This window comes from Methylobacterium sp. E-041, from assembly GCF_022829665.1.
Lineage (GTDB): Bacteria > Pseudomonadota > Alphaproteobacteria > Rhizobiales > Beijerinckiaceae > Methylobacterium.
The window spans coordinates 1-8,932 of the sequence record NZ_JAKSYQ010000116.1 but is presented as its reverse complement, the minus strand read 5'-3'; the positions used below and the strand labels follow the sequence as shown (position 1 = coordinate 8,932).

11 protein-coding genes are annotated in these 8,932 nt (G+C 68.0%); 4 read left to right on the top strand and 7 right to left on the bottom strand.

Annotation, left to right across the window (positions count from 1 at the left end; translation table 11 throughout):
• Nucleotides 1–105: 105 nt before the first annotated feature.
• The 6 genes from MKK70_RS10725 to motA all read right to left on the bottom strand — a co-directional run bounded on the left by MKK70_RS10725 (nt 106) and on the right by motA (nt 4,561).
• Nucleotides 106–846 (bottom strand): EscU/YscU/HrcU family type III secretion system export apparatus switch protein, encoded by a 741-nt coding sequence (locus MKK70_RS10725; RefSeq protein WP_243947552.1) that lies wholly within the window; start codon nt 844–846, stop codon nt 106–108.
• Between the two features lie 119 nt (nt 847–965).
• Complete coding sequence (locus MKK70_RS10720; RefSeq protein ID WP_409568262.1) at nt 966–1,994, bottom strand: flagellar motor switch protein FliG; 1,029 nt, start codon at nt 1,992–1,994, stop codon at nt 966–968.
• A 15-nt stretch (nt 1,995–2,009) separates the two neighbouring features.
• A complete protein-coding gene (gene fliN, locus MKK70_RS10715; RefSeq protein ID WP_243947554.1) occupies nt 2,010–2,321 on the bottom strand; it encodes a flagellar motor switch protein FliN in 312 nt (103 codons plus the stop codon).
• 116 nt (nt 2,322–2,437) lie between these two features.
• A complete protein-coding gene (locus MKK70_RS10710; protein WP_243947548.1) occupies nt 2,438–2,755 on the bottom strand; it encodes a hypothetical protein in 318 nt (105 codons plus the stop codon).
• Nucleotides 2,736–3,665, bottom strand: coding sequence for a flagellar motor switch protein FliM (locus tag MKK70_RS10705; protein WP_243947546.1), 930 nt, complete (start codon nt 3,663–3,665; stop codon nt 2,736–2,738). Before MKK70_RS10705 ends, MKK70_RS10710 begins: the two co-directional genes overlap by 20 nt.
• Before the next feature lie 2 nt (nt 3,666–3,667).
• A complete protein-coding gene (gene motA / locus MKK70_RS10700) occupies nt 3,668–4,561 on the bottom strand; it encodes a flagellar motor stator protein MotA (protein ID WP_243947544.1) in 894 nt (297 codons plus the stop codon).
• 159 nt (nt 4,562–4,720) lie between these two features.
• Here motA and MKK70_RS10695 point away from each other — a divergent pair, with 159 nt between their 5' ends.
• The 4 genes from MKK70_RS10695 to MKK70_RS10680 all read left to right on the top strand — a co-directional run bounded on the left by MKK70_RS10695 (nt 4,721) and on the right by MKK70_RS10680 (nt 8,448).
• The gene (locus MKK70_RS10695) at nt 4,721–5,497 is read left to right on the top strand and encodes a DUF1217 domain-containing protein (RefSeq protein WP_243947542.1); all 777 of its coding nucleotides are present in this window, start codon (nt 4,721–4,723) and stop codon (nt 5,495–5,497) included.
• 1 nt (nt 5,498) lies between these two features.
• Nucleotides 5,499–6,239 (top strand): flagellar basal-body rod protein FlgF, encoded by a 741-nt coding sequence (gene flgF, locus MKK70_RS10690; protein ID WP_243947540.1) that lies wholly within the window; start codon nt 5,499–5,501, stop codon nt 6,237–6,239.
• A 144-nt stretch (nt 6,240–6,383) separates the two neighbouring features.
• Entirely contained in the window at nt 6,384–7,709 is a 1,326-nt protein-coding gene (gene fliI, locus MKK70_RS10685) for a flagellar protein export ATPase FliI (protein ID WP_243947538.1), read from the top strand.
• Between the two features lie 295 nt (nt 7,710–8,004).
• Complete coding sequence (locus tag MKK70_RS10680) at nt 8,005–8,448, top strand: DMT family transporter (RefSeq protein ID WP_147726122.1); 444 nt, start codon at nt 8,005–8,007, stop codon at nt 8,446–8,448.
• 69 nt (nt 8,449–8,517) lie between these two features.
• Here MKK70_RS10680 and MKK70_RS10675 read toward each other — a convergent pair whose 3' ends face one another.
• Nucleotides 8,518–8,700, bottom strand: a complete 183-nt coding sequence (locus MKK70_RS10675) for a hypothetical protein (protein ID WP_147726123.1) — start codon at nt 8,698–8,700, stop codon at nt 8,518–8,520.
• Nucleotides 8,701–8,932: the final 232 nt, after the last annotated feature.

Sequence of the window (8,932 nt, the reverse complement as noted above, 5' to 3'; positions counted from 1 at the left end):
CTTCTCCTCGGACGAGAACTGCCGACGTGTGGCCCGACGGATGTCCTTGATCACCGCTTCTGCCGGCTTCTTGGCCGGTCCGGATGTCTGCTTCATCTTCGCTCCTCAGGGGCTACGATGAACCAGCCATCCTCCGTTCGTGAAGACCCTCAATCTGTCCCACAGGTGCTGACGTCGGACAATCATGAGGTCCCGTCGCCAGCGCACGCGGCTCCAGACCAGGTCGCCGGCGACGAGAAGGATGGTGGCCACGCTCACCGCGGAGACCAGCCGGATCGAGAGCGTCAGCAGAAGTTCCGGCAGCCCGGCGGGGTCAACGAACATGGCATCCACGATTCTCTGTCGATCGGCGTGCAGGACCAGCGCCGACATCGCGCCGATCGTCAGGAACTTGAAGACGGACTTCGCGAACTCGATGAAGCCTTGAACGCCGAAGATCCGCTTCCACCCGGCCGCCGGCGAGACGCGCGACCATTTCGGCTGGATGCGACTGCCGACGACGCGCGGCATGTTCTGGAAGGCCGAGCTGGCGAGGCGCGCGATCAGGAAGACGAGCAGCGCCGGCAGGAGCTCCGCCCCCATCTCCAGGGCGACGGCGTGGATGAGGCGGCTCGCATCCTGCGCATTATCGAGGGAGAAGCTGCGCGGCTGCTCGATCAGGAGCGCGAGACGCTCGACGAACACGCACGTCCGTTCGCGCGCCGAGAAGACGAGGACGACGAGCAGGCCGAGGATCGATGCGAAGATCGTCGCTTCCCGCGAGAACGGGATGTTTCCTTCCTCGATCGCATCGTGGACCTTCTTCTCGCTCGGGGCTTCGGTCTTGCTCTCCTTGTCGTCGGACATGAGGATCGGGCGTCCTGGACCACGGTTCCGGCAAGGTGGACGCCGCGCGCGACGAGGATGCGATCGCGCGGCAGCGGAGGGCCGATCCCGCGGGACGCGGATCGTGCGCCCGTGGGTGGCTAGCTGATGTAGGTGCTGTCCGCCTCGGCGGCGTTCAGCTCGATCTCGCCCCTGGCCGCCATCTCGAGCGCCTGATCGGTGATCGCGCGACGCGCTTCGAGCACTTCCTTCTGCGAGGCGGGCTCGCCACCGTCGAGCTCGTGCTCCACCAGGCGGCGGACGCGGGAGGCGAGGGCTCCCAGCACGACGTCGCGCAGGGGCTTGTCGGTGCCCTTGAGCGCCAGGATCAGGCGATCGTTGGTGATCTGGTCGAACAGGGTGGTGCGCGCGCGGGGCGTCATGTGGACGATGTCGTCGAAGGTGAAGAGCAGCCCCTTCAGGATCTCGGCGGATTTCGGGCGCGACTTCGCGAGATTGTCGAGCACTTCCTCCATGCGGTTGCGCTCCATCTTGTTGATGATGTCGGCCATGCGCGCATGCGTGTCGGTTCCGGCGTTGCGCGACACGTTGATCATGAAGTCCTCGTGGATCGTCTTCTCGATGATGAGCATCGTGTCGTCGACGATCGGCTTGAAGGTCAGCATGCGGCGCATGACCGAATTGCTGAACTCCGCCGGGAGCTGCGTCATCACCTTCGCGGCGCAGGCGGGCCTGACCTTCGACAGGATCAGGGCCGCCGTCTGCGGATGCTCCCGCATCAGGTAGGCCGCGAGCGCGAGCTCGGAGCCGTTGGAGATGCGCTCCAAGATCGACTGGTTGGTGTGGCTCAGGACGTCCGCCATGATGTCGGCGACCTGATCGGCCGGGAGGATCCCTTCGAGCAGCTTCTCGACCTCCCTGGCGGTGCCGATCAAGCCGGCGCCGTCCGAGAGCGCGTCCGCGAACCGCTCGACGAGCGCCTCGATCTGCGGCCGCGAGATCGGGCCGAGCTGCGCGGCGGCGCGCGTGATCTGCTTGAGCTCACGCGTGTCGAAGTACTTGACCAGGCGGCTCGCCGAGGCCTTGCTCATCGAGATGAGGAGCGCGGCGACCTCCTCGACGGCCCTCATCGGCCTCGGAACGGCATTGCCCACAGCGGTGACGGCCATCTCCTCAGCTCCCCGTCAGGCGTTGGGTTCGGTGGCCAGGGGCCCCATGATCTCCGTCAGGGAGACGCCGAAGCGGGAATTGTCGTCCTCGACGACGACGACCTCGCCGCGGGCGATGACGCGGCCGTTGACGACGACGTCGACCGGCTCGCCGACGCGGTGGTCGAGGGGCACGATGGCGCCGCGACCGAGCTTCATCAGGCTGGATACCGCCATCGTCGCCGTGCCCAGGACCACCTGGATCATCACGGGGACGCGCAGGATCGAGTCGAGGTTGCGGCCATGGCCGAGCAGCTCCTCACGGGTTCGTCCCTCGCGGGACCCCATGTCGATCTTGGAGAAGAGCGCCTCGTTGTGGCCCCCGGCCGGCTCGGCGGCGGACGTCGTGGTGTCGGTCATGATGGACTCCTGATGGCAAGGGGGATCGGAGCGCGTCGCCGCCCTCAGGCGGCGGCGTCGCCGGGGCCGGCAAGTGGCGGCGCGGCCGTGGCGGCCAGCCGCTCCGCCCTGAGGCGTCGGAGAGCCGCGTCGGCGAGGTCGATCTCGCGGGAGAGGCGTTCGAGGATCGACCGCCCATCCACGGAGAAGCCCTGCACGGCGTTGGCCGCCTGCGTCAGCGTGTGCGAGGTCGCGCCGATCATCTCGCCGTACTGCGCGTTGTACTGGTCCAGGCGCTTGAGCCGGAGGTACATCGGCAGGAGGCAGGCCGTCGTCACGACGAGGGCGACGAACAGGGCGCCCTCAACGAGCGAGAACATCATCGACAAACTCCTGTTCCTGATCGATGAAGCTGTCGATGCGGAGCACGACGGAGCCATCCGCCTGCCCGACGTCGCACCAGAACAGGCCCTGCTCGTTGCCCTCGAGCTTGACGAGGCTGCGGGGCGTCGCCTGCAGGTTGAGGATCTGGCCGACCTTGAGATCGGCGATCTCGCCGAGGCTCAGGTACTTCTCCTCCAGGATGGCGCGGAGCGACACGGAGGTCTTCTGGACCTCGCCGACCATCTGCTTCGTCCAGCGCGAATCCCGCGCGGAGGCTTCGCCGACGCGCACGCGCGCCAGGCTCTGGCGCATCGGGTTGAGCACGGTCTGCGGGATGATGATGAACATCTCGCCGCCGCGATTGAGCGCCTGCAACAGGAACCGGGCGACGACGGCCTGGTTGTTGCGCCGGCCGATGACGGCGAAGTCCATGCGCGTCTCGATGCGCTCGAGCGCGAACGGCGTGCTCGCGACGAGGGCGAAGGAGGCCTGCATCGCCTTGCCGATCTGATCGAAGATCAGCTGCGCCGCGCGCAGCTCGATGTTGGAGAAGTTCCGCTCCTCGTCCGACGGAGGCTCGGATCCGTCCGAGCCGAGAAGGACCTCGATGATCGTGAAGATGAAGTCCCGATCGAAGCCGACGAGGACGTGGCTGTCCCACTCCGGGGCGTGGAAGATGCCGGCGATGGCGTTCGACTCGTAGGGGTCGAGGATGTCGCCGAGCCGCTGGCTCGTGACGTCGCTCAGCGAGAAGTAGATCGGCGAGGCGGCGAAGTGCCGGAGCTGGTCGGCGCTGTACGTCGCGATGCGGTCGAGGATGACGTGCAGCATCGGCAGGCGGTCGAGCGACAGCCCGGCCGCATCGAGAAGCCGGTCGCGGATCTCGTTCGCGGGAAGGATCTTGTCCATGCTCAAGCGGCCTCTCGCTCGCGCTGCACCGTCTCGCCACGCGAGCCGCCGGAGGTGGTGGCGTTCTCGACCTCGTCGATGGTCGGGCGCTCGGCCGACGAAATCGCCTTTCGGCCGTGCTCGACCGCGATCTGCGGCAGGGCGCCGTTCATGTAGGCGAGCAGGGTCTGCTTCACGATGATGTAGGCGCGCCACTGGGATTCGCGCGTGGCCTTCACCTTGTGCGCCAGCGGGCTGACGATGCCGTAGGAGACGAAGATCCCCGTGAAGGTCCCGATCAGCGCCGCCCCGATCAGGCTCCCGAGCAGGGCGGGCGACTGGTCGAGGGCGCCCATCGCCTTCACGATCCCGAGCACCGCCGCGACGATGCCGAGGGCGGGGAGCCCTTCCGCGACGGTCATGAGCGAGCTGTAGACCTTCAGGCGATCGCGCCGATGGGTGCCGATCTCCTCGTCCATCAGCGCCTCGATCTCATGAGGGCGCGCATTGCCGATCAGGATCAGGCGGGCATAGTCGCAGATGAAGGTCGTCAGGCCGGGATCCCGGGTGACGGACGGGAACGCCTTGAAGATCTCGGACTGCGCCGGGTTCTCGAGGTGCTGCTCGACCTCGTTCCTCGGCTTGGCCCGCAGCTCGCGCATCAGGGCGTAGAGGAGCCGGAGCAGCCCGAGGTGATCGGCGTGGCTCGGCACCCTGCCGACGAGCGCGTCGACGAGCGCCCTGCCGGAGTCGCGCACGACCTTCGCCGGATTGGCGATCACGAAGGCGCCGAAGGCGACCCCGCCGATGATCAGGAACTCGAACGGTTGCCAGATGGCACCGAGATGGCCGCCCATCCCGTAGAAGCTGCCGAGCAGGCAGCTGACCGCGATGATGAAGCCGATGATCACGCCCACGGATCGTATCCCTCCCTGCGGCAACCTCTGCCGCGGCAGGTTCTAGATCCGCTTGCTTGCGCCGGGCTGGCGCGCGATGCCCGGCCGTCCCTCGAAGCCCGGCAAGGCTCGGGCAAGCCAGCGGCGATAAATCATCGCGGGTTCCCGAGGATGCCTGCGATGTCATCGACTTTCACGGATTACCGGCGGATCTCCGCCAACATGCCGAAGGCGCTGGACCGCACGGCATCGGAGAGTTCCGTCAAGCGGGAGGTCGACTACTACAACAGCCGCATCGGAGACGTGAAGACGATCGACGATCTGCTCGCCGACACGCGCCTCTACACGTTCGCGATGAAGGCATACGGCCTCGACGACATGATCTACGCCAAGGCCTTCACGAAGAAGGCCCTTACCGGGGGCCTCACGGACGCCAACAGCTTCGCCAACCGCCTGTCGGATTCGCGCTACAAGGACTTCGTCGCCGCGTTCGACTTCAACACATACGGCGACAAGACCACCGCGCGGCCCGAGGCCGGAAAGAACACCGTCGCGGCGTACGTTCAGCAGACCCTGGAGTCCGATGCCGGCGCGGACGACGAGGGCGTGCGCCTGGCGCTCTACTTCAAGCGCAAGGCGCCGCAGATCAAGTCCATCTTCGGCATCCTCGCCGACAAGGCGCTCGGCGAGGTCGTCCGCACCGCGCTCGGGCTGCCGGCCGAGGTGGCCGGGTCCAACATCGATGCGCAAGCGGCCCTGATCGGGCGCAAGCTCGACGTCGCGAGCCTGAAGGACCCCGTCGCGCTCGACGCCTTCATCGGCCGCTTCACGGCGATCTGGGACGTACGGAACGACACGACGCAATCGCCGGCCCTGATGCTCTTCAATCCGTCGAGCCCGGACATGGATACCGATCTTCTGCTCAAGCTACAGAACATTCGGCTCGGAGCTCTCTGACATGCAATCCGCCCTCTACGTGACCCTCTCCGCCCAGGTCGCCCTCGAGCAGCGCCTGAACACGGTGGCGAGCAACGTCGCGAACCTCGCGACGAGCGGCTACCGGGCCGAGGAGGTGAAGTTCGAGTCGATCCTGTCGCGGGCGGGCGGGCGCGACGTCGCCTTCTCGACGCCGGGCTCGACCTTCGTCTCGCGCAAGACGGGTCCCCTGATCAAGACGGACGCGCCCCTCGACGTGGCGGTCCAGGGCGACGGCTGGCTGTCGGTCAGAGGTCCGTCCGGCCCGGTGTACACGCGCGACGGCCGGATGAAGCTCTCCGCCGCCGGCGAGCTTCAGGACCTCGAGGGGCGCGCCCTGCTGGATCCCGGCGGATCGCCGCTCTCCGTCAACCCCGAGAACGGCCCGATCGCGATCGGACGCGACGGGATGATCTCCCAGGGCCGTGACCAGATCGGCGCGCTCGGCGTGTTCCGCCTCGATCCCGGAGCGGTCCTGACGCGGGTGAATGGTGCGGCGGTCTCGTCCAGCACGCCCGGACAGGCGGTCCTCGACTTCAATCAGGTCGGCGCGACCTCCGTCTCCGTCCAGCAGGGCTTCCAGGAGGGCGCGAACGTCAATCCGGTGATGGAGATGTCCCGGCTCATCATGATCACGCGGAACTTCGAGAGCGCGGCCACCGCGGTCGCCGAGACCGAATCCTCGATGCAGAACGCGATCCGCACCCTCGGCCCGGCCTCCTGAGGCCGGCGCCGGCCGCGCCTCCCGCCCGGGGAGTCCCGCCGGGAGCAGGCTCGACCCAGCTCCGCCGATGGCCTCCTCGCGCGGGATGCGAGCGCGGCCCGCTCGAAGCGATCACCGCCAGACACGACCCGGAGAGGTACGGAATTGTCCATCAACGCGCTCGACAGGTTGGCGCAGGCGCTGGCCGAACGGCAGCAGCAGCCCCTGGTCCGCATCGGCGGCCCGGTGCGCGAGGTCGGCGCCGCGCATTGCCGGATCGGCATCAGCTCTCCACTGCTGAAGCTCGGGGATCGCATGCAGGTCTCGGCGGGCGATCGGCCCCAGCAGGGCGAGGTGATCCGCATCGACCGCGACGGCGTGCTGCTCAAGCTCTTCGACGCGAAGGTGGAGGTCGGCCTGGACATGCTGGCCTACCGTGTCGGCGCCCGCGACCCTCGCCCCTGCGAGGCGTGGAAGGGCCGGGTCGTCGACGCCCTCGGGCAGCCCGTCGACGGGCTGGGCGACCTGCCCGCCGGCGGGCATCCGATGCCGCTCGACGCCGACCCGCCGCCCGCGATGCAGCGGTCGCGGGTCGAGCGCCCGCTCAGGACCGGGGTACGGGCCGTCGACCTGTTCACGGCGCTCTGCGCGGCGCAGCGCATCGGCATCTTCGCCGGATCGGGCGTGGGGAAATCGACCCTGCTCGCGATGCTTGCCCGGTGCGAGGGGTTCGACACCGTCGTGGTCGCCCTGGTCGGCGAGCGCGGACGCGAGGTGCGCGAGTTTCTCGAAGGCCCGATCCAGGCGAGCCGCGCGCGATCCGTCGTCGTCGTCGCGACCGGGGACGAGAGCCCGATGATGCGTCGTCAGGCGCCGAAGACGGCCATGGCGGTCGCGGAATACTTTCGCGACCGCGGGCAATCGGTCCTGCTGATCGTGGATTCCGTCACCCGCTTCGCCCATGCCGCGCGGGACGTGGCCTTGGCGGCGGGCGAGCCCCCCGTGGCGCGCGGCTATCCGCCCAGCGTGTTCGGCGATCTGCCGCGGCTCCTCGAACGAGCCGGGCCGGGCATCGAGGGCGGCGGGACGATCTCGGGCATCTTCTCGGTCCTGGTCGATGGCGACGACCACAACGACCCGGTGGCCGACAGCATCCGCGGCACGCTCGACGGCCATATCGTGCTCGACCGGGCGATCGCCGACCAGGGCCGCTATCCGGCGATCAGCCTGCTCGGCTCGATCTCCCGGCTTGCCGACCTGGTCTGGACACGGGAGCAGAGGGACCTCGTCCGCGCCCTGAAGAACCTGATCATGCGCTACGAGGACACCCGCGACCTGCGCGTGATGGGCGGCTATCACGCCGGCTCGGACCCAGAGCTCGACCAGGCCATGATCGTCATTCCGAGGATCTACGCGGCCTTTCGGCAAGACCCCTGGCAACCCGCGAGCACCGACGCCTTCGCCGAGCTCGCAGCGGCACTTCGCGATTAGCGCCGTTCCCGTTCGATCCGCTTCCGAACCTGCGACGGCGAAGGCCTCCGCGCACGCGTCGGCGGCGACGTCGACGACGAGGCGGCCTTTCGAAGCGGCGAATCCTCGTCGGCCGGTGCCGTTGATGCGTCGCGTCGCAGGCCTATGAAGCTCGCGCTTCTGAAATATCTTCGGCGTTTCCCGCCCGTCGAATTGTGCACGAGAGGCACGAAGGACGAGATGTCGCCGGTCCCATCGATCCGCATCTAAGCTCGGCGCCCTATGTCGACAGATCTCATCATGCGAGATCGCGACCATGTGGTATCTCTACGGCTTCGTGCTTCTCGCCGGCGTCGCCAACGCCGTCCAGGCCGGGCAGAACGGCGCGCTGTCGAAGGGCTTGGACGAATCGTTGACGGCGGGCCTGATCGTCGTCGCCGGCACGGCCACCTGCATCCTCGTGGTCGGCCTGCTCGCGGGCAAGCTCGCGTGGCCGACGGTGGCGCAGGCCGCGGCGATGCCGTGGTGGGCGTGGCTCGGCGGCATCCTCGGCGGATGCATCATCCTCGCGCAGTTCGTCGTCGCGCGTCAGATCGGTGCGGCTCCGTTCCTCGGCCTGCTGGTGACGGCGGGAGTGACCACCTCGATCGTCCTGGACAATTTCGGCTGGGTCGGGTTCGAGCGCCATCCCGCGAGCCTTTGGCGCATCCTCGGCGGGGTGCTGATGGTCCTCGGCGTCGGGCTCGTCGCGCTCTTCTAGATGCGAAACGACGGATGCGCGCGAGCTCGTACCCGCGCGCATCCGTTCGATCGGTTTGCGCAAGGATTCTCAGGTCGGCTGAACCTCGGTGTCCTTGACCTCGGGATCGTCTTCCGTCGGGACGTTGGGCTGGGGCTGCGGATCGGCCTCGATGTCCTCCTCGGTCGCCGGGACGACCTCGTCGAGGCGGGCGGGATCTTCGATCAGGGCGCCGGGATCCTCTCCCGGCATCGGCGTATCGGCGTGGATCATGGCAGGGCTCGTTCTTCGAGGGACGTTCTCCAGGGGAACGTTGGGGAAGCGTTCGGGGGTGACGCCGTTCCGGGGATGCTAAGCGGCGTCAGCGTCGTCGGCATCCAGGATGCCGTCGAGGTCGCCCACCAGCGCGTCGAGCTGCTCGGACGACGAGCGGATCTTGAACCGCGTCCCGTCCTCAGCCTCAACCGCGATCTCGACGTGGTCGCCGACCTTGGCCGCCAGCGCC

Coding starts and splice junctions, on each gene's coding strand:
- MKK70_RS10725 (WP_243947552.1), bottom strand. CDS start 846: ATGTCCGACGACAAGGAGAGCAAGACCGAAGCCCCGAGCGAGAAGAAG.
- MKK70_RS10720 (WP_409568262.1), bottom strand. CDS start 1,994: ATGGCCGTCACCGCTGTGGGCAATGCCGTTCCGAGGCCGATGAGGGCC.
- fliN (WP_243947554.1), bottom strand. CDS start 2,321: ATGGGGTCCCGCGAGGGACGAACCCGTGAGGAGCTGCTCGGCCATGGC.
- MKK70_RS10710 (WP_243947548.1), bottom strand. CDS start 2,755: ATGATGTTCTCGCTCGTTGAGGGCGCCCTGTTCGTCGCCCTCGTCGTG.
- MKK70_RS10705 (WP_243947546.1), bottom strand. CDS start 3,665: ATGGACAAGATCCTTCCCGCGAACGAGATCCGCGACCGGCTTCTCGAT.
- MKK70_RS10695 (WP_243947542.1), top strand. CDS start 4,721: ATGTCATCGACTTTCACGGATTACCGGCGGATCTCCGCCAACATGCCG.
- flgF (WP_243947540.1), top strand. CDS start 5,499: ATGCAATCCGCCCTCTACGTGACCCTCTCCGCCCAGGTCGCCCTCGAG.
- MKK70_RS10680 (WP_147726122.1), top strand. CDS start 8,005: ATGTGGTATCTCTACGGCTTCGTGCTTCTCGCCGGCGTCGCCAACGCC.
- MKK70_RS10675 (WP_147726123.1), bottom strand. CDS start 8,700: ATGATCCACGCCGATACGCCGATGCCGGGAGAGGATCCCGGCGCCCTG.